Source organism: Streptomyces sp. NPDC093225 (assembly GCF_044753805.1).
Taxonomy (GTDB): Bacteria; Actinomycetota; Actinomycetes; order Streptomycetales; family Streptomycetaceae; genus Streptomyces.
Genome location: NZ_JBIVNX010000023.1, coordinates 75,477 through 101,224 on the forward strand (window position 1 = coordinate 75,477; position 25,748 = coordinate 101,224).

The 25,748-nt window shown below is 73.3% G+C and carries 22 protein-coding genes; 4 read left to right on the forward strand and 18 right to left on the reverse strand.

Annotated elements, in window-relative coordinates; genetic code table 11:
• Window positions 1-72 precede the first annotated feature (72 nt).
• The 14 genes from hpnH to ACIQCH_RS21695 form a co-directional block, all read right to left on the reverse strand.
• Window positions 73-1,095, reverse strand: coding sequence for an adenosyl-hopene transferase HpnH (hpnH, locus tag ACIQCH_RS21630; RefSeq protein WP_030197280.1), 1,023 nt, complete (start codon window positions 1,093-1,095; stop codon window positions 73-75).
• A 5-nt stretch (window positions 1,096-1,100) separates the two neighbouring features.
• Entirely contained in the window at window positions 1,101-1,820 is a 720-nt protein-coding gene (locus ACIQCH_RS21635; protein ID WP_402583143.1) for a 1-hydroxy-2-methyl-2-butenyl 4-diphosphate reductase, read from the reverse strand.
• On the reverse strand, window positions 1,820-3,832 hold the full coding sequence (gene shc / locus ACIQCH_RS21640; protein ID WP_402583144.1) for a squalene--hopene cyclase: 2,013 nt from the start codon (window positions 3,830-3,832) through the stop codon (window positions 1,820-1,822). The genes ACIQCH_RS21635 and shc overlap by 1 nt, the downstream gene beginning before the upstream one ends.
• A 133-nt stretch (window positions 3,833-3,965) precedes the next feature.
• Complete coding sequence (locus tag ACIQCH_RS21645) at window positions 3,966-5,048, reverse strand: polyprenyl synthetase family protein (RefSeq protein WP_402583146.1); 1,083 nt, start codon at window positions 5,046-5,048, stop codon at window positions 3,966-3,968.
• 50 nt (window positions 5,049-5,098) lie between these two features.
• Entirely contained in the window at window positions 5,099-6,553 is a 1,455-nt protein-coding gene (gene hpnE / locus ACIQCH_RS21650; protein ID WP_402583148.1) for a hydroxysqualene dehydroxylase HpnE, read from the reverse strand.
• Window positions 6,554-6,674: 121 nt separating this feature from the next.
• Window positions 6,675-7,634, reverse strand: coding sequence for a presqualene diphosphate synthase HpnD (gene hpnD / locus ACIQCH_RS21655; RefSeq protein ID WP_030197269.1), 960 nt, complete (start codon window positions 7,632-7,634; stop codon window positions 6,675-6,677).
• Window positions 7,631-8,557 carry a squalene synthase HpnC gene (gene hpnC, locus ACIQCH_RS21660; protein ID WP_402583225.1) on the reverse strand — a complete coding sequence of 309 codons (927 nt, stop codon included), beginning with the start codon at window positions 8,555-8,557 and terminating at the stop codon, window positions 7,631-7,633. The genes hpnD and hpnC overlap by 4 nt, the downstream gene beginning before the upstream one ends.
• 352 nt (window positions 8,558-8,909) lie before the next feature.
• Window positions 8,910-9,695: an ABC transporter ATP-binding protein gene (locus ACIQCH_RS21665; protein ID WP_402583151.1), complete on the reverse strand. Its 786-nt coding sequence runs from the start codon at window positions 9,693-9,695 to the stop codon at window positions 8,910-8,912.
• Window positions 9,688-10,617 carry an ABC transporter permease gene (locus ACIQCH_RS21670; RefSeq protein WP_402583153.1) on the reverse strand — a complete coding sequence of 310 codons (930 nt, stop codon included), beginning with the start codon at window positions 10,615-10,617 and terminating at the stop codon, window positions 9,688-9,690. The genes ACIQCH_RS21665 and ACIQCH_RS21670 overlap by 8 nt, the downstream gene beginning before the upstream one ends.
• 111 nt (window positions 10,618-10,728) lie before the next feature.
• Window positions 10,729-11,577 carry a glycosyltransferase family 2 protein gene (locus tag ACIQCH_RS21675; RefSeq protein WP_402583227.1) on the reverse strand — a complete coding sequence of 283 codons (849 nt, stop codon included), beginning with the start codon at window positions 11,575-11,577 and terminating at the stop codon, window positions 10,729-10,731.
• 35 nt (window positions 11,578-11,612) lie between these two features.
• Window positions 11,613-12,392, reverse strand: coding sequence for a CDP-alcohol phosphatidyltransferase family protein (locus ACIQCH_RS21680; protein ID WP_402583155.1), 780 nt, complete (start codon window positions 12,390-12,392; stop codon window positions 11,613-11,615).
• Complete coding sequence (locus tag ACIQCH_RS21685; RefSeq protein ID WP_402583157.1) at window positions 12,370-13,431, reverse strand: iron-containing alcohol dehydrogenase family protein; 1,062 nt, start codon at window positions 13,429-13,431, stop codon at window positions 12,370-12,372. Before ACIQCH_RS21685 ends, ACIQCH_RS21680 begins: the two co-directional genes overlap by 23 nt.
• Window positions 13,419-14,171, reverse strand: a complete 753-nt coding sequence (locus ACIQCH_RS21690) for a sugar phosphate nucleotidyltransferase (protein WP_402583159.1) — start codon at window positions 14,169-14,171, stop codon at window positions 13,419-13,421. The genes ACIQCH_RS21685 and ACIQCH_RS21690 overlap by 13 nt, the downstream gene beginning before the upstream one ends.
• Window positions 14,168-15,946, reverse strand: coding sequence for a DUF5941 domain-containing protein (locus ACIQCH_RS21695; protein ID WP_402583229.1), 1,779 nt, complete (start codon window positions 15,944-15,946; stop codon window positions 14,168-14,170). The genes ACIQCH_RS21690 and ACIQCH_RS21695 overlap by 4 nt, the downstream gene beginning before the upstream one ends.
• 492 nt (window positions 15,947-16,438) lie before the next feature.
• On the opposite strand from ACIQCH_RS21695, the gene idi reads away from it, so the two are divergent.
• Window positions 16,439-17,038, forward strand: a complete 600-nt coding sequence (gene idi, locus ACIQCH_RS21700; protein ID WP_402583161.1) for an isopentenyl-diphosphate Delta-isomerase — start codon at window positions 16,439-16,441, stop codon at window positions 17,036-17,038.
• 6 nt (window positions 17,039-17,044) lie between these two features.
• On the opposite strand, the gene ACIQCH_RS21705 is transcribed toward idi, so the two are convergent.
• Window positions 17,045-17,584 (reverse strand): ATP-binding protein, encoded by a 540-nt coding sequence (locus ACIQCH_RS21705; protein ID WP_402583163.1) that lies wholly within the window; start codon window positions 17,582-17,584, stop codon window positions 17,045-17,047.
• Window positions 17,585-17,728: 144 nt separating this feature from the next.
• Window positions 17,729-18,403, reverse strand: coding sequence for an HdeD family acid-resistance protein (locus ACIQCH_RS21710; protein WP_402583165.1), 675 nt, complete (start codon window positions 18,401-18,403; stop codon window positions 17,729-17,731).
• A gap of 139 nt (window positions 18,404-18,542) precedes the next feature.
• On the opposite strand from ACIQCH_RS21710, the gene ACIQCH_RS21715 reads away from it, so the two are divergent.
• Window positions 18,543-19,340, forward strand: a complete 798-nt coding sequence (locus ACIQCH_RS21715; protein WP_402583167.1) for an enoyl-CoA hydratase/isomerase family protein — start codon at window positions 18,543-18,545, stop codon at window positions 19,338-19,340.
• A 404-nt stretch (window positions 19,341-19,744) separates the two neighbouring features.
• Here ACIQCH_RS21715 and ACIQCH_RS21720 read toward each other — a convergent pair whose 3' ends face one another.
• Complete coding sequence (locus ACIQCH_RS21720) at window positions 19,745-20,380, reverse strand: DJ-1/PfpI family protein (protein WP_402583169.1); 636 nt, start codon at window positions 20,378-20,380, stop codon at window positions 19,745-19,747.
• Window positions 20,381-20,519: 139 nt separating this feature from the next.
• Window positions 20,520-21,530 carry a GlxA family transcriptional regulator gene (locus ACIQCH_RS21725; RefSeq protein WP_402583171.1) on the reverse strand — a complete coding sequence of 337 codons (1,011 nt, stop codon included), beginning with the start codon at window positions 21,528-21,530 and terminating at the stop codon, window positions 20,520-20,522.
• A 181-nt stretch (window positions 21,531-21,711) separates the two neighbouring features.
• Between ACIQCH_RS21725 and ACIQCH_RS21730 the strand changes: the two genes are divergently transcribed.
• Window positions 21,712-22,578 (forward strand): hypothetical protein, encoded by an 867-nt coding sequence (locus ACIQCH_RS21730; RefSeq protein WP_402583173.1) that lies wholly within the window; start codon window positions 21,712-21,714, stop codon window positions 22,576-22,578.
• Window positions 22,579-22,805: 227 nt separating this feature from the next.
• Window positions 22,806-25,307, forward strand: a complete 2,502-nt coding sequence (locus ACIQCH_RS21735) for a Tex family protein (RefSeq protein ID WP_402583175.1) — start codon at window positions 22,806-22,808, stop codon at window positions 25,305-25,307.
• Window positions 25,308-25,748 lie beyond the last annotated feature (441 nt).

Here is a 25,748-nt window from a genome sequence, read left to right on the forward strand (position 1 = left end):
CGGCCCGGCCGCGGACGGCCGGGGGCCGGGCGGCGTCCGGGCCGGGGCCGGTCGGTCCGGGCCGCACGGCCGTCAGTCGCGGTTGCCCGAGACGGTCTCGCGCATGGCGCGCAGGGACTCCTTCAGGGAGCCCATGGTGGCGAGGACGGCGGTGGGCTCGTAGCCGCAGTGCGCCATGCAGTTGGCGCAGCGGGGGTCCTTGCCGCGGCCGTACTTGTCCCAGTCGGTGTCCTCGATGAGCTCGCGGTACGTGGGGACGTAGCCGTCGCTCATGAGGTAGCAGGGTCGCTGCCAGCCGAAGAGGGAGTAGTTGGGGATCGCCCAGGCGGTGCAGGGGAAGTCGGCCTTGCCCTCGAGGAAGTCGAGGAAGAGCGGCGAGTGGTTGAGCCGCCAGCGCGCGCGGTTGCCGCCGGCGAAGGCCTTCTTGAAGAGCTCGCGGGTCTGCTCCACGCCGAGGAAGTGCTCCTGGTCGGGGGCCTTCTCGTACGCGTAGGCGGGCGAGATCATCATCTCGTCGACCCGGAGGTCGTCGTTGAGGTAGTTGAGCACCTCGATGACGGTCTGGGGGGTGTCGGTGTTGAAGAAGGTCGAGTTCGTGGTGACCCGGAAGCCGCGCCGCTTGGCTTCCTTGATGGCCGCCACCGCCTCGTCGAAGACGCCTTCCTTGGCCACGGACTCGTCGTGGCGCTCGCGGAGCCCGTCGATGTGGACGGCGAACGCGAAGTAGGGGGACGGGGTGAAGTCCTCGATCTTCTTGCGCAGCAGCATCGCGTTCGTGCAGAGGAAGACGTACTTCCGCCGGGCCACCAGCTGGCGGACGATCTCGTGGATCTGCGGGTGCATCAGGGGCTCGCCGCCGGCGATGGAGACCATCGGGGCGCCGGACTCCAGGACGGCGCCCACCGCCTGGGCGACCGGCATGCGCTGCTTCAGCACTCCTGCCGGGTGTTGGATCTTGCCGCAGCCCTCGCATTTCAGGTTGCAGGCGAAGAGCGGCTCCAGCTCCACGATGAGCGGGAACTTCTCGCGCTTGCGGAGCTTCTGTTCGAAGAGATAGGTCCCGACCCTGATGGACTGTCGCAGCGGCATGGCCATCTGGCTCACCTCCTGGGGAGCAGCAAAGAACGGTGCCAGTCGTGAAATGCGGGAAGGACGGCACGAAGGACGCGGAAGGCCGATATTCCACCGCGTACCGTGCCGATTCGGACGAGCTCATGCTCCGGAGCGTCCACGATCACCCGGACGGCCGCAACCGGACGGGGTCCGCCCGGGTAAGGGGACCGCGGCGCGCCGGCCGGGGGCGGGCCGGTGCCGGCCCCGGGGCCCGGGACGGTGTGGACCGCGGTCCACAGCGTGGCGGCCGACTCCATGTCGACGGCGACGGCCCCGGTCGCGCGCAGCTCCGCCCGCTCGGTGCCGCGTACCACGTGGTCGGAGCCGGTCAGCAGGCCCGTGTGCACGGTCCGGCCCGGGACGGCCCGGCCGAGGGCGGCGGTCAGCTCCGCGGTGCCGGCGCAGACCACGGTGCCCCGCGGATCGCGGGCCTCCGTGGCGACCACGAGGTCCCCGGGGTTCATGCCGGGCAGCAGCCCGGCGCAGAACCCGGTGGCCACCACGGCCGCCCCGGCCGTGGTGGGCTCCGCGAGCGCCCTGCCCACCGCCCGTTCGGCGGCGCGCGGGCCCATCCCGGTGCGCAGGACGGTCACGGGGCCGTACGGGGCCGCCCGCCCGCCCGCGCGCAGCGCCAGCCGCTCGATGCCGAGCGCGCAGGCGACGAGCAGGGGTGCCCCCTCCGGGTCCGGGCCGGGGGCGGGTGCCATCACCGCACCTCCGCGCCCGGGGCGAGCGGGTCGCCGCCCAGGTAGCGGCCCAGGGCGGTGAGCGGGAAGACCTGCCGGTAGAGGTGGTAGTTGATCGAGAAGTCCCAGGGGAAACCGGTCCCGGTGAAGTGCGGCTCGTCCCAGGAACCGTCCTCGCGCTGGGCTGCGGCCAGCCAGGCGACGCCGCGTTCGACGGCCTTGGACTCCCGCTCCCCCGCCGCCAGCAGGGCGAGCAGCGCCCAGCCGGTCTGGGAGGCGGTGGACTCGCCGCGGCCGGCCCAGGCCGGGTCCTGGTAGGAGCGCTGGTCCTCGCCCCAGCCGCCGTCCTCGTTCTGCACGGACTCCAGCCAGCCGACCGCGCGCCGGACGGCCGGGTGGGAGGGGGCGATCCCGGCGGCGGTCAGGGCGGGCACCACCGACCCGGTCCCGTACACGTAGTTGGTGCCCCAGCGGCCGAACCAGGCGCCGCTGGGCTCCTGTTCGGCCAGCAGCCAGTCGACCCCGCGCCGGGTGCGCGGGTGCTGGCCGCGGCCCTCGGCGGCGAGCATCTCCACGACGTGGGCGGTGACGTCGGCCGAAGGCGGGTCGATGACCTCGCCGAAGTCGCAGAACGGCAGCCGGTTGGGGAAGGGGCTGGTGTTGTCGGCGTCGAAGGCGCCCCAGGCGCCGTTCTTCGACTGCATGCCGAGGGTCCAGCTCAGGCCGCGCTTGATCGCGGCCTCGACGCGGGCGGGCTGCGGGTGCTTGATGCGGCGCAGCGCGAGCACGACCTCGGCGGTGTCGTCGATGTCGGGGTAGGTGTCGTTGTGGAACTCGAAGGCCCAGCCGCCGGGGGCGAGTCCGGGGCGGCGCACCGCCCAGTCGCCGGTGCGGTCGATCTCCTCGGCGAGCATCCAGTCGGCGGCCTGGACCAGCGCCGGGTGGTCGGCCGGGAGGCCGGCGTCGGCCAGGGCGATGGCGGCCAGGCAGGTGTCCCAGACGGGCGACTGGCAGGCCTCGATCATGCGGGCGCCGTCCTCGCGCCAGACGGCGAACCGGTCCAGCGACTCCAGACCGGCTTTCATGACCGGGTGCCCGAGCTGGTAGCCGAGCAGGTGGAGGGCGATCAGGGAGTAGACGGCGGGGGGTTGGATGCCACCCCAGCAGCCGTCGTTCTCCTGGCGTTCGACGATCCAGCGGGCGGCGTGCTCCATGGCGGCCTTGCGCAGCCGGCGGGGGGCGACCCTGTGGTAGACGTGCAGCACCTTGTCGAGGCGTTGGAAGACGCCTTCCCAGGTGGTGGCGGGGGCGAGCGGCCGGGCCGGGTTGGGGTCGCGGGCGTCGGTGTGGAGCTCGTCGAGGGAGAAGGGCGCGGGGCGTACGGGGCGCTTGGCGGAGACCACGGTCAGCGGCACGATCGTCTGGCGGGCCCAGCAGCCGAAGTCGTAGATGTTCAGCGGCACCCAGGGGGGCAGGAAGACCAGCTCGGGCGGTACTTGGGGCAGGTCCTCCCAGCGCCACCAGCCGAACAGGGCGAGCCAGATGCGGGTGAAGACCCGGGCCCCCGCGAGGCCGCCGGCGGACCGGATCCAGGCGGAGGCCTTCGCCATGTGGGGGGCGTCGGGGGCGTCCCCGGCCAGCCGGAGGGCCACGTACGCCTCGACGGTGGCGGAGAGGTCGGGAGGCCCGCCGTGGAAGGTGGCCCACGTGCCGTCCGGACCCTGTTCACCGCGGATGAACAGGGCGGCGGCCCGGGTGGTCCGCTCGTCGCGGATGCCGAGGAACTGGCGCAGCAGCAGGTCTTCGGCGTCCATGGTGACGTTGGTCTGCAGGTCGCCCTTCCACCACCCGGCCGGGTCCTGCCGGGCGAGCAGGTGGGCGGTGGCGCGCGCCACCGCCGCCCGCGCCGCCTCCTCGGGTGGCCCGGCCGGATCCGCTCCGGCGGGCGCGCCGCCCGCCTTCGTCCCGGTCCCACTGCCCGATTCGGCGCCCGGGGCCCCTGCTCCGGCGCTTCCGTCGGTCGTCGCTGTCATGGCTTCCCCTTCGTGCAGTTTCGCGGTGTGCTCTGCTGTGCTGGGGTCCGCCGTCGGCCGGCGCCGTCTCCTGACGAACGGTCAGGTGGGGGCGGTGCCGGCCGGCGACTCGCGAGTCAACTCCCGATGGTGATCATCTCTTGCGGACGACGACGAAGTCCGCCAGCGCCACGAGCTGATCGCGGATCTTCTGCGGCATGTCGACCTCGTCCAGGGCCTGGACGGCGATGGCGTGCTGGCGCCGCGCCTCCTCCTCGGTCCAGCGGCGGCCGCCGGCCTCCTCGATGAGGGCGGCGCGGGTGGCGAACTCCTCCTCGGAGAAGGACTCGAACTCGGTGCTCTTGGCATCGGCGGCGAGCAGCTCGCCGAGCCGCTCCGAGGCCGCCCCGCCGGCGGCCAGCGCGGCGACCACGGGCAGGGACTTCTTGCGCTGGCGCAGGTCGGACCAGGTCTGCTTGCCGGTGGCCTCCGGGTCGCCCCAGATGCCGAGCAGGTCGTCCACCGCCTGGAAGGCCAGGCCCAGGTGGTAGCCGTACTCCTCCAGCTTGTCGGCGGTGCGGTCGTCGGCCCCGCCGAGCACGGCGCCGATGGAGACGGCGCAGGCCAGCAGCGCGCCCGTCTTGTTGCCCTCCATCTCCAGGCACTCCTCGACGCTGACGCGCTCGCGGTGCTCGTAGGAGATGTCCTGCGCCTGGCCGTCGATGAGCTTGCGGGTGGCGGTGGTCAGACGGCGGGTGGCGCGGCCGGCCTCGACGGTGCCGAGCTCCAGCAGCAGCTCGTTGGCGAGCGCGAAGAGGGCGTCGCCGACCAGGATCGCCTGGGCCGGACCGTGCACCTTCCAGACGGTGTCGCGGTGCCGGCGCTGCTCGTCGCCGTCCATCAGGTCGTCGTGCAGGAGCGAGAAGTTGTGCACGAGCTCGACGGCGACGGCGCCGGGGATGCCGACCTCCGCCGGCACCCCGGCGGCCTCGGCGGAGAGCAGGGCCAGGGCGGGCCGGACGGCCTTGCCGCTGTCGCCGGCCGCGGGGCGGCCCTCGGCGTCGATCCAGCCGAAGTGGTAGGCGGCGACGGTGTCCATGGGCGGCGCGAGCCGGTCCACGGCGGCGCGCAGCACCGGCGTGGACAGCTCGCGGCCGCGCTCGAGGAGCGCGAGCGTGTCCGCGACCTCCGCCTTCCGCGCGCCGGCATCCTCGACAGCCGGGTTCCCCGGGTTCACTGGCTCTCCTCTTGTTCCTGTACGAGACGTACGTGCAGTGCTGATCGTCGTCATGCCGCGCTCCTGCTGGGGGTCCCCCCGACACAGCCCGGGGGAGGATGTTCATGGTGGCGGCCGAGTGCGGCGAGCGCGTGGTGCGCCGCGCCGATTCCGCTGCGGACGGCGCCCTCCATGGTCGCGGGCCAGCCGGTGGCGGTCCACGCGCCGGCCAGGTAGAGGCCGTGGGCGTGGGTACGGGTGCCGGGCCGCAGCCGTCCGACGCCGGGGGCCGGGTCGAAGGTGGCGGTCCGCTCGCGGGTGACGAAGAAGTCGCGGACCTTCGCGCCGCGGGCGGCGGGCAGCAGCCGCTCCAGTTCGGGCAGGTACTTCTCGCGCAGGACGGCGACGGGCTCGTCGATGTCGTCCTGCGCGGCCGACTGGGACAGCGCCAGGTACTGGCCGCCGTCGGTGAGTCCGGAGGCGTCGGTGCGGTCGAAGACCCACTGGACGGGGGTGCCCAGGGCCGCGAAGAACGGCTGGCGGAGCACCTTGCGGTCGTAGACGACGTGCACGTTGAGGATGGGGGCGGTGCCGATGTCGAGGAGGGTGTCGGCGTCGTCGAGGGCGCCCGCCGGGAGCAGGGCGTGGGCCTCGCGCTGCGGTACGGCGAGCACGACGGTGCCCGCGTCGTGGTGGCCGGTGTCGGTGGTGATCCGCCAGGCGCCTTCGGCGGTGCGGGTGAGGGAGCCGGCGCGGGCGCGCAGTTCGGTGCGGACCCCGGCGTCGTCGAGGGCCTTGCGGGCGAGGGTGTCGTGCAGGTCGCCCAGCGGTACCCGGGCCCAGCCGATGTCGGCGGCGCCGGGCTCGGTGAGCAGGGCCGTCTTGAAGACCATGACGGCCAGGGCCAGGGAGGACCGGTCGGCGGTGGCGTTGAGGGTGGCGATGCCGATGAGGTCCCACAGGGCCTCGATGCTGCGCGCGGACTGGCCGTACCGGCCGAGCCAGGTGGCGAAGTCGACGCCGTCGAGGGCCGGGTCGGCGGGGTCGAGGGAGCGCAGGGCGAGCGCGGCGCGGCCGACGGCGGCCCGCTCCTTCAGGCTCAGGTGCGGGTACGCGGCCAGGGAGCTGCCCAGGTGCAGGGGCACGGGCAGCGCGGTGCGGCGCAGTCGGCCGAGCCGGGGGCCCTTGGCGTGGGCCACGTCGAGGACGGGCACGTCGAGCCGGTCCTGCAGGGGGGCCAGCGCGGCGCCCTGGATCCGGTCGAGGAACCAGCGGTAGGCGGTGCAGCAGCGCAGGTAGACGTGCTGGCCGTTGTCGACGGTGAGTTCGCCGCGCTTGAAGGAGAAGGCGAGCCCGCCGAGCCGGGGGCGGCCTTCGAGGAGGGTGACCTCCAGTCCCGCGTCGGCGAGTTCGAGGGCGGCGGTGACGCCGGCGAGGCCGCCGCCCACGACGACGGCGCGCCGGTCGTGGGCGGGGGCGCCGGAACCTGTCGCTCCGGTGCCCGCCGCGGCGCCGTGGCCGGTCATGCGCCCTCCCCCGGGTGCGTCAGTCCCGCTCGCGCGGTGTCCGAGGCGAGAGACGCCGTGGGAGACGCCCCGGTTGCCCGGTGGCAGCGCGGGGCGACGTGTTCGTGCTGGTGCCGCATCCTCAGGCCCGCCTCCTCGTGCTCTGGCGTGAGATGGTCCGCGCGTCGAGGCCCGACAGGCCGCGCACGGCGACGTACGCCTTCTCGTGCGCGGGCAGCGAGACCCGGCCGCGCAGCACCGCCTCGGGCTCGCGCTCGATGCGGTCGAGCAGGCGGCGGTAGATGCCGGCCATGGCGGCCACGCAGGCGCCGCTGCGCCGGTCGAGCATGGGCAGCAGCCGGTAGCCCTCGGCGAACAGGGCGCGGGCGCGCCGGACTTCGTGGTGGACCAGGCCGGCGAAGTCGGAGCCGGCGGGGGCCCGGCCGGAGCCGAAGCCGTCCTCGCAGCCGAACTTGGCGAGGTCCTCGGCGGGCAGGTAGGTGCGGCCGTTCCCGGCGTCCTCGGACACGTCCCGGAGGATGTTGGTGAGTTGGAGGGCCAGGCCGAGCGTGTCGGCGTACTCGGGGGCGCGCGCGGCCTCGGGCGCGCCGGGGGTGGTGCCGAACACGCCGAGGGAGAGCCGGCCGATGGCACCGGCGACGCACCGGCAGTAGACCTTGAGGTCGTCCCAGGTCTCGTACGTGGCGCCGCGGACGTCCATGAGCACGCCGTCGATGAGCTCGTCGAGCCCGCCCAGCGGGATCGGGAAGCGGCGGGCTGCGTCGGCCAGCGCCACGGCCACCGGGTCGGTGTCGTCCTCGGCCACGTCGCCCCCGCGGATGCGGGCGAGCAGGGCCCGGGTCTCCTCCAGGCGGGTGTGCTTGGCCTCGGGCGCGAGCGTGCCGTCGCCGATGTCGTCGACGCGCCGGGAGAAGGCGTACAGGGCCGACATGGCCTGGCGCTTGTCGGTGGGCAGCAGCCGGATGCCGTAGGCGAAGTTCCGGGCCTGCGTGCCGGTGACGGCCTCGCAGTAGCTGTATGCGGCGACCACCGGTGCCGATGGTGCGGACGTGGACGAAGTGCGCTCCACGGTCGGGCTCACCCCTCTCTCGGCGCAGTGCGCAGGACGGCGCCCACCTCGCGGAGCAGGCGGGGCTTCGCTGCCTTGGGTGGGCTGGACAGCACATCGAACCCCGCCGCGGCGACGGCACCCAGCGCCGCGCGCCCCCCGCCGACGAATCCGGCCAGCAGCAGCCGGAGCCTGCCCCGGACGCTACCCACGAGCGGGGTGCCTTCATTCAGCAGGTCGCGGGCCCGTTCCGCCTCGAACGCGACGAGGGAGCGCACGGACGCGCCGGCGCGCGGGGCGGCGAGGTCGCTCTCCGACACGCGGAACCGCTCCATGTCCTCGGTGGGCAGGTAGATGCGGTCGCGGCCGAGGTCCTCGGCCACGTCCTGGAGGTGTTCGACGATCTGCAGGGCGGTGCAGATGTCGTCGGAGCGGCGGACGCGCTCGGGGGTGCTGGTCCCGGTGAGGGAGAGCACCAGGCGCCCGACGGGGTTGGCGGACAGCTCGCAGTAGGCGAGGAGCTCCTCGTACGTGGCGTAGCGGCTCTTGGTCTGGTCCTGCCGGTTGGCCTCGACGAGGCCGAGGAAGGGTTCGGGGGTGAGGCGGTGCCGGTCGACGACGGGCTGGAGGTCCCGCAGCAGGGGGTGGCGGGGGACGCCGTCGAAGACGCGCCGCAGGTCGGCCTCGAAGGCGTCGAGGAGGGCGAGGCGGTCGTCGGCGCGCTCGGGGGCGACGCCGAGGTACGCGGCGTCGCGGCCGCCGGGAGCGAGGTCGCCGTCGCCGATGTCGTCGACGAGGCGCGCGTAGCCGTAGACGGCCATGAGGCCCTCGCGCCAGGCGCGGGGGACGAAGAACGGCGCCACGGGGAAGTTCTCGTCGGCGGCCTTGCCGAGGGTGGCGCGTGCGTGGGCGTCGGAGGTACCGAGGGAGCCGCGCGTGGGGGCGTCGGGCCGGATGCCGGACCCGGCGGTCACCGCCCGCCGCCCGCGGCGGGGACGGCTCGCGCGCCCGGGGGCCGGAGAATTCCCGTAGCCATTGCCGTCACATCTCCCGTTCTACACTGCCGCCCAATACATCCTATTTCGGACACGCCGCCGGTCCGTCCGGCGAAGGGGGCGCCTCACATGCGGGGAAAGTGCCCCACTTGCGGCGAATCAGCACTGCTACAGCTTACGTTGTACAACGCATTCCGGCCCGCCCGGGTGTCCGCCCCGTGACCGAATGTCGCGGGAACGGACGTTCCCGTGCGTCGGCCCCCGCCGCGGAATGCGGCAGGGGCCGGGGCGTATGCGGGAAACCGGGATGCCGCTAGCGGCCGGTCTCCTTCTCGTAGGCGGCCACGACCTCCTCGGTGGGGCCGTCCATCAGCAGCTCGCCGCGCTCCAGCCACAGCACGCGGGTGCAGGTGTCACGGATCGACTTGTTGCTGTGGCTGACCAGGAAGACCGTGCCGGCCTCCTTGCGCAGTTCGCGGATCCGCTCCTCGGAGCGGATCTGGAACTTGCGGTCACCGGTGGCCAGCGCCTCGTCGATCATCAGGACGTCGTGGTCCTTTGCGGCGGCGATCGAGAAGCGCAGGCGTGCGGCCATGCCGGAGGAATAGGTGCGCATCGGCAGGGAAATGAAATCGCCCTTCTCGTTGATGCCCGAGAAGTCGACGATGCCCTCGTACCGCTGCTTGATCTGCTCGCGGGACATGCCCATGGCCAGGCCGCCGAGCATGACGTTCCGCTCGCCCGTGAGGTCGTTCATCAGGGCCGCGTTCACACCCAGCAGCGAGGGCTGGCCGTCGGTGTAGACCTTGCCGGACTCGCACGGCAGCAGGCCGGCGATGGCCCGCAGCAGCGTGGACTTGCCGGAGCCGTTGGAGCCGATGAGGCCGATCGCCTCGCCGCGGTAGGCGGTGAAGGAGACGCCGCGCACCGCGTGGACCTTGCGGACGCCGCGGGAGGCCTCGCCCTTCTTGCCGCGCATGATCTTGCTGAGCGCCGCGGTGGCGCTGCCCCTGCCGCCGCCGCCCGTGTTGACGCGGTAGACGATGTGGACGTTGTCCGCGATGACCGTGGGTACGGCCGCCTGGTTGTTGTCAGCCACGGCCGTAACGCTCCTCAGCCTTCCAGAAGTACACGAAGCCGCCGAGGCCCACCAGCACCGCCCAGCCGACGGCGAAGGCCCAGACGTGCGGGGGCAGGTTCGAGGACCCGTAGTCGTCGATCAGCGCGAACCGCACGAGGTCCATGTAGATCGCCGCCGGGTTCCACTGGAGCACGTCGGCGATCCACTGCGGCTTGTCCTCCAGCATCACGGTGATGGAGAACATCACGCCGGAGGCGTACATCCACGTCCGCATGATGAAGGGCATCAGCTGCGCGAGGTCGGGCGTCTTGGCCCCCATCCGCGCCATGACCATGGCCAGTCCGGTGTTGAAGACGAACTGCAGGAACAGCACCGGGACCACCAGCAGCCACGACGCCGACGGATAGTTCCCGAACGCGATGGCGACCGCGAAGACCACGATCATCGAGTACAGCAGCTGCTGGAGCTGCTGGAGCGAGAACGAGATCGGCAGCGAGGCGCGCGGGAAGTGCAGCGCGCGCACCAGGCCGAGGTTGCCGGAGATCGCCCGGACTCCCGCCATCACCGAGGACTGGGTGAAGGTGAAGACGAAGATGCCCATCACGAGGAAGGGGATGTAGACGCCCTTCTCCATGCCGCGGCCCGCGTCCAGGATCAGCCCGAAGATCAGGTAGTAGACCAGGGCGTTGAGCAGCGGAGTGGCCACCTGCCAGATCTGGCCCAGCTTCGCCTGGCTGTACTGGGCCACCAGCTTCGCCGAGGAGAACGCCAGGATGAAGTGGCGACGGCCCCACAGCTCGCGGATGTACTGGCCGAGCCCCGGTCGGGCACCGCTGACGGACAGGCCGTACTTGGCGGCGAGTTCCCCCGCACTCAGCCCTGCGTCCGGAGACGGCGGCGTGCTCGTGGCGAGAGCGCCGTCATGGGTTGTGTCACTCACAAGTTGAAACTTTCGTCTTCAAGATGCGCGGCCGGTCGGACGTGGGGCGGATCGGCGGTGCGGTGCCCGCCCGGTCCAGGGAGTACGCCCATGCTCCCAGAACCGAGCTTGTCAGATGACGGGAGGTCGGCCCAGCCGGGTCAGCCGCCACACGGTGCGCCACTTCATGGGGCGACGCGGGCCGCAGTCGGCGGTCCAGCCCTCGCGGAAGCCGGCGAACCAGGCCTTGAGGGCGTCGGCGGAGGGGCGGCGGACCAGCGTGAGCAGGGTCCACACCCCGACGTACACCGGCACCAGGAGGGCCGGCAGGTTGCGCCGGGCCAGCCAGACCCGGTTGCGGGCCACGTTGTGGTGGTACGTCGCGTGCCGGGAGGGCGCGGTGGTGGGGTGGTACAGGACCATGTCGGCCCGGTAGTCGATGCACCAGCCCGCGTCGAGCGCCCGCCACGCCAGGTCGGTCTCCTCGTGGGCGTAGAAGAACGCGTCCGGCAGGCCGCCGACCTGCTGGAAGACCGACGTGCGGACGGCGTTCGCGCCGCCGAGGAAGGTGGTGACGCGGGAGGAGCGCATCGGGTCGGAGGCCCGCAGGCGCGGCACGTGCCGGCGCTGGGTGACCCCGGTGTCCGGGTCGGCGATGCGGAAGCTGATGATGCCCAGCTCCGGGTCCTCCGCGAAGGCCTGGCGGCACAGCTCGGCGGTGTCGGTGCGGGGCAGCAGCCCGTCGTCGTCCAGGAACAGCAGGACGTCCACGTCACGGCCGCCGGGGCCGAAGGCCTCGATGCCCGCGTTCCGGCCGCCCGGGATGCCCAGGTTCTCCGGCAGGTCGACGGTGCGTACGCCCGCGGGGACCTGGCCGGTGACCCGTACGCCCTGCCCCACGACGACCACCTCGACCGGGTCGCCCTCCTGGCGGGCGACCGAGTCGATCAGGGCCTTGAGGTCGTCGGGGCGGTTGCCCATGGTGATGATCACCGCACCGACGCGGAGCCCGGCCGTCACCGCAGCCTGCTGGAGGCGAGGACGGACACCAGGTGCAGCACCGTCTGCAGCATCGCGATGCCGGCCAGTACGGCGACCCCGAGGCGCGTGAAGAACAGGTCGCCCTGGACCTGGTCGATCACGGCCAGGACCAGGATGAGCAGCGACGCCTCGATGCCGAGGATCAGCCGGTGGAACTTCAGCGCGGCGGCGGCCCGGCGGGCCAGCGCCATGCCGGAGGACCGCGGCTCGGCGGCGGACTCCTTGACCACCGGCAGCCCCGCCTGGTGGCGGGCGACGCCGACCAGGTCGGTCTCGGCCTTGATCAGGATGGCGCCGAGCGCGGCGAGGGTGCCCAGGAAGGCCCACAGCCAGTCGACCGCGCCGCCGCCCCACAGGTCGGCGGCGCGCAGGCCGAAGCCGACCAGCACGGCGGCGTCGCACAGGTACGCACCGACGCGGTCGAGGTACACGCCCGCGAGCGAGTACTGCTTCTTCCAGCGGGCGACCTCGCCGTCGACGCAGTCGAGCAGCAGGTACAGCTGGACCGCGACCACGCCGAGGACGGCGCCCCAGATGCCCGGCACCAGCAGGGCCGGGGCCGCGAGCACGCCGCAGAGCGTCATCACGTAGGTCAGCTGGTTCGGCGTGACCTTGGTGGTGACCAGGCGGCGGGTGATGCGCAGGGAGATCTCGCGCATGTACAGGCGGCCGCCCCAGTGCTCTCCGCTGCGCCGGTCCTTCACGCCCGGGGGGTGAACGACGGGGCGGAGCTCAGCTACTGATGGTCTTGGCATAGTCGGCGTATGCGTCCCTGATCTCGGCTGCGGACAGGTTGAGGTGCTCCAGGATCGTGAAGCGTCCCGGGCGGGTCTGGGGGGCGTACTCGACGGCCGCGACGAACTCCTCCACGCTGAAGCCGATCTCCTCGGGCAGCACGGGCAGGCCGTGCTTGCGCAGGACGTCGGCGAAGAGCCCGGACTGCTCGCGGGCCCCGCGCAGGTGCATCGCGAAGGCGGCGCCGAGGCCGACCTGCTCGCCGTGGAGCGCGGAGCGCTTGGGGTAGAGCAGGTCGAAGGCGTGGCTGATCTCGTGGCAGGCGCCCGAGGCCGGCCGCGAGTCGCCGCTGATCGACATGGCGATGCCGGTGAGGACGAGCGACTCGGCGAGGACCGTCAGGAACTCGTCGTCCCCGCAGCCGCCGGGGTGGCGGAGCACCGCCTCGCCACCGGTGCGGGCCATGGCTGCCGCGAGCCCGTCGACGGCCTCGCCGGTGACCTCGTGGGAGAGCTCCCAGTCGGCGATGGACGAGATGTTCGACAGCGCGTCGCCGATGCCGGACCGGACGAACCGGATCGGCGCCTCCTTGATCACGTCGAGGTCGACGACCATCGCGATCGGGGTGGGGACCCCGTAGGAGCCGCGTCCGTTGTCGTTGTCGAGCGTCGAGACCGGCGAGCAGAGCCCGTCGTGGGCGAGGTTGGTGGCCACGGCCACCATGGGCAGGCCGACCCGCGCCGCGGCGTACTTCGCCACGTCGATGATCTTGCCGCCGCCCAGTCCCACCACCGCGTCGTACCGACGGCCCTTTATGCCGTCGGCCAGCTTCACGGCGGAGTCGATGGTGCCGTCGACGACCGGGTACCAGTCGGCGTGCGGCAGCACGGGCTCCAGCTTGGCGCGCAGCGCCTGACCGGAGCCCCCGCTGATCGCGATCGCCAGCTTGCCGGACGCGGAGATCCGCTGGTCGGCCAGGAGGCCGGCCAGGTCGTCCATGGCACCGCGGCTGATGTCGACGACGAGCGGCGACGGGATCAGCCTCGTCAGTACTGGCATGCGATCTTCCGGCCCTTGGCGAGGTCGTCGTGGTTGTCGATCTCGACCCACTGGACGTCGCCGATGGGGGCCACGTCGATCGTGAAGCCGCCGTCGACCAGGTGCTGGTAGCCGTCCTCGTAGTAGAGGTCGGGGTCGCGCTCGAAGGTGGCCTTCAGCGCGTCGGCCAGGGCCTCGGCGGCCTCGGGCTCGATGAGGGTGACGCCGATGTACTCGCCGGTCGCGGAGGCCGGGTCCATCAGCTTCGTGATCTTCCGGACGCCCTGGCCGTCGGCCGTGATGACCTTCATCTCCTCGTCGGCCAGGTTCTTGACCGTGTCGAGGGCGAGGATGATCTTCTGGCCGTTGCCGCGGGCGGCGAGCAGGGTCTTCTCGACGGAGACCGGGTGGACGGTGTCGCCGTTGGCGAGGATCACGCCCCGCTTCAGGACGTCACGCGCGCACCACAGGGAGTAGGCGTTGTTCCACTCCTCGGCCTTGTCGTTGTCGATCAGGGTGATCGACAGGCCGTACTTGGCCTCCAGCGCGGCCTTGCGCTCGTACACGGCCTCCTTGCGGTAGCCGACGACGATCGCGACCTCGGTGAGGCCGACCTCGGCGAAGTTGCCCAGGGTCAGGTCGAGGACCGTGAGGCTCTCCTCCTGGCCCTCGGGGCCGACGGGCACGAGGGCCTTGGGGAGGGTGTCGGTGTAGGGACGCAGACGGCGTCCGGCACCGGCAGCGAGTACAAGGCCGATCATGCGGGTTCTCCTTCGTCGTGTACGGCGGGTGCTCCTGCGGAGACCCAGAAGCGGATGCTCTCCGCGAGCACCACCAGTGCCACGAACACGGCCAGGGCCGTGAGCGCGACGGGGAAGTCGGTGCGCGCGAGGGCGGTGGCGAGGGCCACGGTCAGCAGGACCCGGCCCTCGTGGCCGCCGATCGTCCGCACCAGCCAGTGCGGGGGCGCGCCGGCGTTGCCGCGGATGCGGTACACCGTGTCGTAGTGATGGTAGGCGACCGCCGCCACCAGCCCGTAAGCCGCGGGAAGGGCCCCGTTCACGTCCGCCTTGGCGGCCAGCACGAGGACGGTCCCGTATTCGGCGGCCCGGAAGAGGGGCGGGATCAGCCAGTCGAGGGCGCCCTTGAGGGGGTGGGCGACGGCCTGGCCCGCCGCCACCGCGTAGAGCAGGGCGACGCCGATCAGGGCGGGGGCCCCGTACGGGAACGCCAGGGCGCAGGCGACGAGTGCGACCGCGGCGACCGTCGCGACGAACACCGAGGTCGCGGCGGGCTTGCCGGCCTTCAGCAGCCGTCGCGGGAACTCGGCCAGCGGACCGGAGTCGGTCAGGTCGTACAGCGCCTGGGCGGCCCGGTCGGTCCGCGTCGCCTTGCGGGTCACGGAGCGCAGCACGCGGCCGGCGGTGGTGTAGAGGGCGCCGAACGCGCAGCCCGCCAGCAGGGCGTAGAAGGTGATGCGCGGGGTGGTGGTCGCGGTGAGCACCGCGATCATGGCCCAGCGCTCGCCGATCGGCAGGACGATCATGCGGCGGGCCCAGACGGTCCAGCCGACGCTGTCGAGCCGGTCGGAGAGGGCCGCGGTGGGGCTGGTGTTGGCCGTCGCGTCGTGGTTGGCCTCGTTGAAGGAGAAGTCGACCACGTGCCGGCAGGTCATGAGGATCATGGCGCCCAGCGCCAGTCCCCACACGTCGTCCCCGTTGCGGGCGGCGCCGAGCGCGAGGCCGGCGTAGAAGGCGTACTCCTTGGCCCGGTCGAAGGTGGCGTCGAGCCAGGCGCCGAGGGTGGAGTACTGCAGGGAGTAGCGGGCCAGCTGGCCGTCGGTGCAGTCGAGCACGAAGGAGACCAGCAGCAGCACGCCGGCCGTGACGTAGCCCCAGCGCTCGCCGGTGGCCGCGCAGCCGGCCGCCACGAGGGCGGTGAGCAGCGAGGCGGTGGTGACCTGGTTGGGGGTCAGTCCGCGGTCGGAGCACCAGCGCGCGATGTAGCGCGAGTACGGGCTGATGAAGAAGGTGGTGAAGAACCCGTCGCGGGACTTCACGGCCGAGCGCAGCCGTACGGCGTCCTCGTCCACCTCGGCCACGGCCGCGGCGGCGGCTTCGTGCTGGACGCGGGTCTCGGGGACCGCGGCGACCAGGGTGCCGAGCTCGGGGTTGTGGACGGCCGTGCCGTCCGACTCGATGGCGCAGGCCAGCTCGTCGGGGAGGATGTGCGCGGGGGCGGTGGCGCGGGCCAGCGCCCGGTCCAGGCCGGGCCGGGCGGCCGGCTGGACGCCGAGCGCGCCGGGGACGGCGGCGGCGTCGAAGCGCGGGTCGGTCAGGGCCAGGCGCAGTGCGTGCCGGTGGCCGGTGAAGCGGGCGTCGACCACGGCGACCCGCTCACCCGTGGGGACGGCTGCCAGCAGGGCCCCGACCTCATGGGGGACGGCCGCGATCCGTACGTCGAAGCCGAGGGCGCGCAGGTCGCCCTCGAGCGGCGATCCGGATACCGGCGGGCCGGTGAGGATGGCGGTCGACAGACGAACTCACTCCTTGGGACGGGCGCCCCAGGGGGCGGGCTGCACGTCGGCAGAGGCTATCGGATGACGGGAAGCGGGCGTTCACCACCCGTTTACGGTCCGATCAGCAGATGATCGCGGGCGAATGCGCCCAGCGGCCCTGCCCGGCGTGATCATCATGGTCGATGGGCCGTCCTGGCGACAAACCGCCGGGGGAAGGGGGTGGTGTTAACCTCCCCACAATCCGGAGGTAGAGGCTCCGGTGCGTGGTCGCGGGGTGACGGTGGGCGGTCCCCGGACCGCGCGGCCCGGGTCGCGGACCTCCCGCGCACGCACCCGTGGCGTCAAGCCCGCGTACGCGGGCTCGCCTGTCCGGATGGTTTCGCCCGGACCGTCCCCCCTTGGTATTCCCTTACACGATCAAGGCGTACCAACCGCACGGATCGCCGAAAGCCGGGACAAGCCGTTCTTGTACGGCAGACTGAGGACCGTAGACCGAAGCGAAGGATGGTTATGCCGATCACCTCAGCCACCGCCGCCGCGAACGGCGCGTCCCACGGCACCGGTGCCGCCCCGATCATGCTCGAACTGGTCGACGAGTCGGGCAACACCATCGGCACCGCGGAGAAGCTCTCCGCCCACCAGGCGCCGGGGCAGCTGCACCGGGCGTTCTCCGTGTTCCTCTTCGACGAGGCCGGCCGGCTGCTGCTCCAGCAGCGGGCGCTGGGCAAGTACCACTCCCCCGGCGTCTGGTCGAACACGTGCTGCGGGCACCCGTACCCCGGCGAGTCCCCGTTCGCCGCGGCCGCCCGGCGCACGTACGAGGAGCTCGGCCTGTCGCCGTCGCTGCTGGCCGAGGCGGGGACGGTCCGCTACAACCACCCGGACCCGGCCTCGGGCCTGGTCGAGCAGGAGTACAACCACCTGTTCGTGGGGCTGGCGCAGGCGGAGCTGCGGCCGGACCCGGAGGAGATCGCCGACACCGCCTTCGTGACGGCGGAGGAACTGGCCGAGCGGCACGCGAAGGACACCTTCTCGGCCTGGTTCATGACCGTGCTGGACGCGGCGCGGCCGGCGATCCGCGAGCTGACCGGGGAGTCGGCCGGCTGGTGAGCCCCGTCAGCCTGCGGTGAGTGGCAGGGCCGCCCAGATGACCTTGCCGCCGCCCGCGGTGTGCTCCACGTCGCAGACGCCGCCCGCCAGCGCCGTCATCTCGCGCACCAGCAGGAGCCCGCGCCCGTTGGTCTGGCCGAAGTCGGCCTCCAGCGCCTTGGGGCGGTAGGGGTGGTTGTCCTCGACGGCCACCCGCACCCACTCCGGGCCGATCGCCACTTCCACCGCGACCTCGGGCGAGAGCAGGCGGGCGTGCCGGACCGAGTTCGTCACCAGCTCGGACACGATCAGCAGGAGCGAGTAGACGAGGTCCTGGCGGTCTGTGCCGGGCACGTGCGCCAGCTGGCGCGCGAGCAGGTCGCGGACCGCGTGGCGGGCCTGCGGAACGGATTCTTCAGTCGCGGGTGCGCTGAAGCGCCACACGCCGTCGTAGCGGGGCTGCTGCGGGATGCGCGGCGGGTACGCGGGGGCCTGGTGGTTTGGGGGCTCTGTCGAGGGCGATGCGTCCATGTCCGGGCCCCCGTCTTCACGCTCGATCGTCTCCACGGTCCAAGGGTGGTGAAGGAAAGGGGCCGGCCCGGGGCGCTGACCAGAAGTCAGCGCCAAACGGACACTTTTTGACCGCTGGCTTATGACAGCGTCAGTTGTTCGACCGGTCCTGATCTTCCCCGGCGGGCCTCGCGCGCCGGGTCAGCTCCCGTTCCCACCCTGCTCCCCTGCCATGGCGACGGCCCGCCGCGCCCCCAGGCCCAGCACGAGCAGCGCCAGCCCGTCGAAGAGCAGGGCGAGCGAGAAGAACGTGCCGATGACGTACAGGCTGTTCGAGGGCCAGCCCGCCAGGACGAGCAGCCCCAGCAGGATCCCGAACGCACCCTGCACGAGGGTCAGCCCGAACTGCGGCCCGCGCACCACGACGGCGCCCACCAGCCGGAACACCCCGCCGGTGAGGAACAGCAGCGCCGCGAACATCGTCAGCGCCTCGGCCGTGGCCTCGGGGCGGCGCAGCATCACGAACCCGGCCGCGAGGTTGATGGCGGCGACGACCACGGCCAGCCAGAAGAACGGGCTCCTGCGGGACTGCAGCGCCTGGACGAGCCCCACCACGCCGCCGATCAGCAGCAGCCAACCGAACAGCCACATCGAGGTCAGGGCCGCGAAGGCGGCGTAGAACAGACCCACCACGCCGGCCACCACCAGGACCGCGCCCAGCAGGGCCAGCAGCCCGAAGCGCCGCCTCACCTTGCGGCCGCGGCGGACCGACTCGCGGTCGGCGTCCTCCCAGGCCCGCCGGACCTGCTCCCCGTCCTCCGGGATCCGGTCCTCGGACGCGGGCTCGCCGCCGGCGTCGGCACGGTCAGGGCCCATGAGCGCAACCTCCCAGCGCCCCCCTGCCGTGCTTCTCCCCGCGATGGCCGCGGCACACGAGACGGACCGGAACCCCCACCGGACGATCAGCCAAACTCCCCCGATCATAGGATCGGGGGCGCGGGATAGCATCCGGCGCATGGAGCGCCAGGACGCACAGCACCTTGCGGGGGACGCCGCGGCGGGCGGGCTTCGGCTCACCGTCGCCGAGGGCGTGGCCACCGTCGTCATCGACCACCCGGCCAAGCGCAACGCCATGACGGCCGCGATGTGGCGACGGCTGCCCGCCCTCCTCGACGACGCCGCCGCGGACCCCGCGGTCCGCGCCCTCGTCCTGACCGGCGCGGGCACCACCTTCTGCGCCGGCGCGGACATCTCCTCGCTGCGCGGCGCCGCCCCGGGCACGGCCGACCTCGACGCACAGACCCTGGCGGTACGGGCCGAGGAGGCGCTGGCCGCCTTCCCGAAGCCGACCCTGGCGGCCGTGCGCGGGTACTGCGTCGGCGGCGGCTGCCAGCTGGCCGCCGCGTGCGACCTGCGGTTCGCGGAGGAGGGCGCCTCGTTCGGCATCACCCCGGCCAAGCTCGGCATCGTCTACCCGGCCGACACCACCCGGCGGCTGGTCGCCCTGGTGGGCCCGGCCACGGCCAAGTACCTCCTCTTCTCGGGCGAGTTGATCGACACCGAGCGGGCACTGCGCACCGGGCTGGTGGACGAGGTGCTGCCGGCCGGCCAGCTCGACAAGCGGGTGGCGGAGTTCACGCGCGTCCTGGCCTCCCGCTCCCAGCTGACCCAGGCCGCCGCGAAGGAGTACGCCGACGGCCGGACCGGCCGCGAGCAGCACTGGGCGGAGCAGGCGCGCGGCAGCGGCGACACCGCGGAGGGCGTCGCCGCCTTCCTGGAACGCCGGCCCCCGCGGTTCACCTGGACCGTCTGACCTCCGTACGGACGACCTCACGAAGCCCCGGGCCGGGCGAGACCCCGCTCCCGCCCACCTTCAAGAGAGCCCGGCACCCACCCCCATCCAAAACCCGGGGCGCCACCTCACGGGAGTCGGCCGTCCCGTGGTGTGTGGGGAAGCCTCTTGAGGCGTCGTGGCAGGCTGGTCCGGAGGCAGGCCCGGGCCTGGGGTGGCCGAAGGCCAGGGGCGGAGCCCCCTTGCCCCAGGGGTGGGCCTGCCGCAGGGCCTGCAGGCCATGACGCCTCAAGAGGCGAGGGGACCCACACACCACGGGACGGCCCCACGAAGCGAGAGCCCACCCCGACACCGAGGCGGCCTCGCAGCCCTCCCGCCCCCACCCCTCAGCGACCACCACCCCCACCCTCAGCGACCACCACCGGTCATTGCAGGATGAACCGGCTCTTGGCCCGCCACTCCTCCACCAGGTCCGCCGGCGCCTTCTCCGGCGAGCCCGCGTCGTAGGGCGGCTGCGGGTCGTACTCGGTGAGCAGCTGTACGGCCTGGGCGGCGCGCTCCCCCGCGATCCGCCCGACCAGCGTCAGGCCCATGTCGATGCCGGACGAGACGCCGGCGGCGGTGACGTACTTGCCGTCGGTCACCACCCGCTCCCCCGTCGGCGCGGCTCCGTACGTCCGGAGCGCCTCCAGCGCGAGCCAGTGCGAGGTGGCTCGGCGACCCTCCAGCAGCCCGGCGGCGGCCAGCAGCAGCGAGCCGGTGCACACGGACGTGGTCCAGGTGCTGGTGGCGTCCGCGGAACGCAGCCAGTCGAGCAGGACGGGGTTGTCCATCTGCGCGGTCTGGCCCGGACCGCCGGGCACGATGACGATGTCCGGGGCGGGCACCTCGGCGAAGGTGCGCTCGGCGACGAGCGCGAGCGAGCCCGAGTCGTTGCGGACCGGTCCGGTCCGCTCGGCGACGAAGACGGTCTCGGCGCCGGGCAGGCGGCCCAGGGTGTCGTACGGGCCGACGGCGTCGAGGGCGGTGAAGCGGTCGTACAGCACGATGGCGATCTGCACGGGGTCTCCTTAACTGGAACGTACGAACAGAAGCTGAGACAAAGCCCGAGCCGAACGGGCGGGCCGCGCCAGGACGAACCACGAGCCGAACGAGCACCCCAGCAGGCCGGACGGACCCACCGGGCCCGACCGGACCAGCTCAGGCGCGAACGCGAACGCCAGCGCGCGACCCCGCCCCGCCCGCCGCCCCCGCCCCCACCCCCGGGGCGAACCGCCGCCGGTACTCCACCGGCGACTGCCCGAGGGTCTTGACGAAGGCGCGGCGCAGGGCTTCGGGGGTCCCGTACCCGCAGGCGCGGGAGATCTGGGCGACACCGTCGGCACTGTCCTCCAGCAGGCGACGGGCGTGTTCCACGCGCACCCGCTCGACGTACCGGCCGGGCGTCACCCCGGTCTCGGCCTGGAAGGCGCGGGCGAAATGGCGGGGGGAGAGCCGGGCGCGGGCGGCGAGCGCCTCCACGGTCAGGTCTGCGTCCGGGTGCTCGCTGATCCACTGCTGCACCTCGCGCAGCGGTTCGCGCTGCGCGGTCTGGGCGGCCAACTGGGCACTGAACTGCGCCTGGTTGCCGGGTCTGCGCAGGTAGACGACCAGGTGTCGGGCGATCAACTGGGCCGTGTCACGCCCCAGGTCCTCCTCGACCAGCGCGAGGGCGAGGTCGATGCCGGCGGTGACGCCGGCCGAGGTGGCGAGGTTCCCGTCGCGCACGTAGATCGGGTCCGGGTCCACCTCGACGGCGGGGTACGCACGGGCGAGTTGCTCGCACACCACCCAGTGCGAGGTGACGCGACGGCCGTCGAGCAGCCCGGCCTCGGCCAGCAGCAGGGCGCCGCTGCACACCGAGACCAGGCGGCCGGCGCGCGGCCCGCGCTCGCGGAGCCACTCGGTGAGGCGGGGGTCGATCCGGCGGGAGCCGTCGCCGCCGGGGACGATCAGGACGTCCGCGTCGGGCTCGTCGACCAGGCGGCCGTCCGGGACGAGGGTCAGCCCGCTCGACGTCCGTACGGGCGCTCCGTCGAGCGAGGCCGTGCGGATGGCGTACCCGTCGCCGGGGTGCGCCTGCTCGGCCCCGGCGAAGACCTCGACGGGCCCGGTGACGTCCAGGCTCTGTACGGCGTCGTAGAGGACGACCAGCACGTTTCGCTGCGGCATGCCCCCATCGTCCCCACCCCCGTCGATGGCCGCAATGACGCCCTTCCCACCTTTCCTGCCACCCAGTCACCCAGCAGCAAGCAGCAGCGGCCGACCCTCCCTCATCAGGCGCCCCCACGACCCACCCACCTCACCCCGCCCCCCCTTACCGCCGTACCGACCAGTCGGTAACCTCTCCCTCATGACGACGACGTCCACGGGCGCTGCGCGGCGCTGTCACCACGCCGCGATCAACCCCTTCCACTCGACGCTCTACTTCTCCCCCGAGCTCGCCGAGGAGCTGGCCTCCCTCGGGTTCGAGGACCGCAACGCCGCGTACCTCGTCGGCCGGGCCGCGCCGCTGGGCGCGGTCGGACCGGGCGCCGTGGCTGCGGCGTTCTACAGCTTCAGCCACGAGATGATCGCCCGGCACCTGCCCGCCGCCTGGTCCGTGGCCTCCCCCGAGGACGTGCTGGCCGCCCGGCTGCGCGCGGCCGACGCGCTGCTGCGCCGGCTGCTGGGCCCGGAGGTCATCGCCTCGGCGGAGCTCGCCGAGGCCGCCGAGCTGGCGCTGCGCGCGACCGAGGCCTGCCGCCCGCACTCCCGGGCCCTGTACGCCGCCAACGCCGACCTCCCGGTCCCGCACGAGCCGCACCTCGCGTACTGGCACGCCACCACCCTGCTGCGCGAGTACCGCGGCGACGGCCACCTCGCCGCCCTCCTCACCCTGGGGCTCGACCCCGTGGAGGCCCTGGTCAGCCACCGCGCGACCGGCAAGGGCATGAGCACGCGCTGGCTGCTCCTCACGCGCGGCTGGTCCGAGGCCGACCTCGACGCCGCCGCGGAACGGCTGCGCGGGCGCGGACTTCTCGACGCCGGGGGCGAGTTGACGGAGGACGGCGTCCGGATGCGCGCGGAGCTGGAGGAGATCACCGACCGCCTCGACCTGGCCCCGTACGCCCACCTCGGCGAGGCCGGCGTCGTGCGGCTGACGGAACTCGGCCAGGGCTTCGTCATGACCATGTTCGCCGCGGGCGCCTTCCCGAAGGACCTGCTCGGCAAGTCCTGAGCCGGGCCGGGACCCCGCCCTTCCGCGGACGGTGCCGGGCCGCGCGGCCCGGGCCGCGGAAGGGCGGGGTCCCGGCATCCGACCACGTCCCGAACCGCGTACCGGACCCCATACCGGACCGCGTCCCGGACCGCGCGTCGAGCCGGGGTTCCGCGTCCCCCCGGCGTCACCTGCCACAATGCTCCTTACCAAGCTCAGCGAGCAGAGCGAGAAGGCGGTAGGGAAACGTGACGGCAGCGAGCCGGCCCGGCCAGCAGTCCGGCCAGTCCATCGAAGGCAGGATCGCCGAGGAGCTCGGCGTCAAGGAGCGGCAGGTCAAGGCGGCCGTCGAGCTGCTGGACGGGGGCTCGACGGTCCCGTTCATCGCGCGCTACCGCAAGGAAGCGACCGAGATGCTCGACGACACGCAGCTGCGCACCCTGGAGGAGCGCCTGCGGTACCTGCGCGAGCTGGAGGAGCGGCGTACCGCGATCCTGGACTCCGTACGGGAGCAGGGGAAGCTGGACGCCGAGCTGGAGGCGCGGATCCTCGCCGCCGACACCAAGGCGCGGCTGGAGGACATCTACCTGCCCTTCAAGCCCAAGCGGCGCACCAAGGCGCAGATCGCGCGCGAGGCCGGCCTGGAGCCGCTGGCGGAGAGCCTGCTGGCCGACCCGTCGGTCGAACCGGCCGCCGCTGCGGCCGCGTTCGTGTCCGCGGACAAGGGCGTCGCGGACGCGGCGGCCGCGCTGGAGGGCGCCCGGGCGATCCTCACCGAGCGGTTCGCCGAGGACGCCGACCTGATCGGCGAGCTGCGCGAGCGCATGTGGACCCGGGGGCGGCTGTCCGCGCGGGTGCGCGACGGCAAGGAGGAGGCGGGCGCGAAGTTCGCCGACTACTTCGACTTCGCCGAGCCGTTCACGGCCCTGCCCTCGCACCGCGTGCTCGCCATGCTGCGCGGTGAGAAGGAGGACGTGCTCGACCTCACCCTGGAGCCGGAGGAGCCGAGCGAGGTGCCGGGTCCGTCCTCGTACGAGGGCGTGGTCGCGCACCGCTTCGGGATCGCCGACCGGGGCCGGCCGGGTGACAAGTGGCTGACGGACACGGTCCGCTGGGCCTGGCGCACCAAGATCCTCGTGCACCTGGGCATCGACCTGCGGATGCGGCTGCGGCAGGCGGCGGAGGACGAGGCCGTGAAGGTCTTCGCGGCGAACCTGCGCGACCTCCTCCTGGCCGCGCCCGCCGGTACCCGCGCCACGCTGGGCCTGGACCCCGGCTACCGCACGGGCGTGAAGGTGGCCGTGGTCGACGCGACCGGCAAGGTGGTGGCCACGGACACGGTCTACCCGCACGTGCCGGCGAACCGCTGGGACGAAGCGCTGGCCAAGCTGGCGCGGCTCGCCGGGGAGCACGCGGTCGACCTGGTCGCGATCGGCAACGGCACGGCCTCCCGCGAGACCGACAAGCTGGCCGCCGAACTGTGCGCGAAGCACCCCGAGTTGAAGCTGACCAAGGTGATGGTCTCGGAGGCGGGCGCCTCCGTGTACTCGGCCTCGGCCTTCGCCTCCCAGGAACTGCCCGGCATGGACGTGTCGTTGCGCGGCGCGGTCTCGATCGCACGGCGCCTGCAGGACCCGCTGGCCGAGCTCGTCAAGATCGACCCGAAGTCGATCGGCGTCGGCCAGTACCAGCACGACCTGTCCGAGGTGAAGCTGTCGCGCTCGCTGGACGCGGTGGTCGAGGACTGCGTGAACGGCGTCGGCGTCGACGTCAACACCGCCTCCGCACCGCTGCTTTCGCGCGTCTCCGGCATCAGCGCCGGCCTCGCCGAGAACATCGTGGCGCACCGCGACGCCAACGGCCCGTTCCGCAGCCGCCGGTCGCTGAAGGACGTGTCGAGGCTCGGCCCTAAGGCGTACGAGCAGTGCGCGGGCTTCCTGCGGATCCGCGACGGCGAGGACCCGCTGGACGCCTCCAGCGTGCACCCCGAGGCGTACCCGGTGGTGCGGGCGATGGGCAAGAAGTCGGGCGGCGACGTCGCGGCCCTGGTCGGCAACACGCCGGTGCTGCGCTCGCTGCGGCCCGAGGAGTTCGTGACGGACTCCTTCGGTCTGCCGACCGTGACGGACATCCTGCGCGAGCTGGAGAAGCCGGGGCGCGACCCGCGGCCGGCCTTCAAGACGGCCACCTTCAAGGAGGGCGTGGAGAAGATCGGCGACCTGGAGCCGGGGATGGTCCTGGAGGGTGTCGTGACCAACGTCGCGGCCTTCGGTGCCTTCGTCGACGTCGGTGTGCACCAGGACGGGCTGGTCCACGTCTCGGCCATGTCGAAGACGTTCGTCAAGGACCCGCGGGACGTGGTGAAGCCGGGTGACATCGTGCGGGTGAAGGTGCTCGAGGTGGACATCCCGCGCAAGCGGATCTCCCTCACCCTGCGGCTGGACGACGAGGCGTCGGCCGCCGGCGGCGACGACGCCTCGCGGCCGCCCCGGCAGCGGGGCGGTGGCCGAGGTGACGGGCGGGGTGACGGACGAGGTGACGGGCGCCGCGACGGTGGCGGTGACGACCGCCGGGACGCGCGCCGAGAGCCTCGCCGTGACGGCGGCGGCGGTGCGGGGGGCGCGGGGCGCGGCCAGGGCGGCGGTGGCTCGCGCGGGGGGCAGCGCGACCGGCGTGGTGCCGGGGCCCCTGCTCCCTCGAACAGTGCGATGGCCGACGCCCTTCGCCGGGCCGGTCTGACCCGCGACTGACGTCGCGCCGCGGTCCCGGGTGCGCGTCGCCGCGCATCCCGGGGCCGCCCGCCTCCACCCGGGTCGCCCCGGTCCGGTCCGGCGCCCGGGCCCACTCCTCCCCGGGCCCACTCCTCCCCGGGTCCGGCCTCCGCGGGTGACGCACCGGGGCCGCGGCCCGTGGCCTGACGCGCGCGGGCCCCGTCGCACGGCCTGACGCGCGCGGGGCACGTCCGGCGCCGGTCCCACGCACCCGGCCGGTCTCCGCGGGTCCTGCACGCCCGGGCCCGTCCGCCCTCGGGTCCGCCCCGCCGCCCGGGGCCGCCCGCCCCGTCCCGTCCTCGGGCCGGTGGGCCCTGCGGGGCGATCGCCCCTCCCCGCCCCTTCCCGCAACCGTGGCTTGCGACCACGGACGCCGCTTCCCCGAGGCTCCGCCCCGGACCCGGGGCAGGCGCTGCGCGC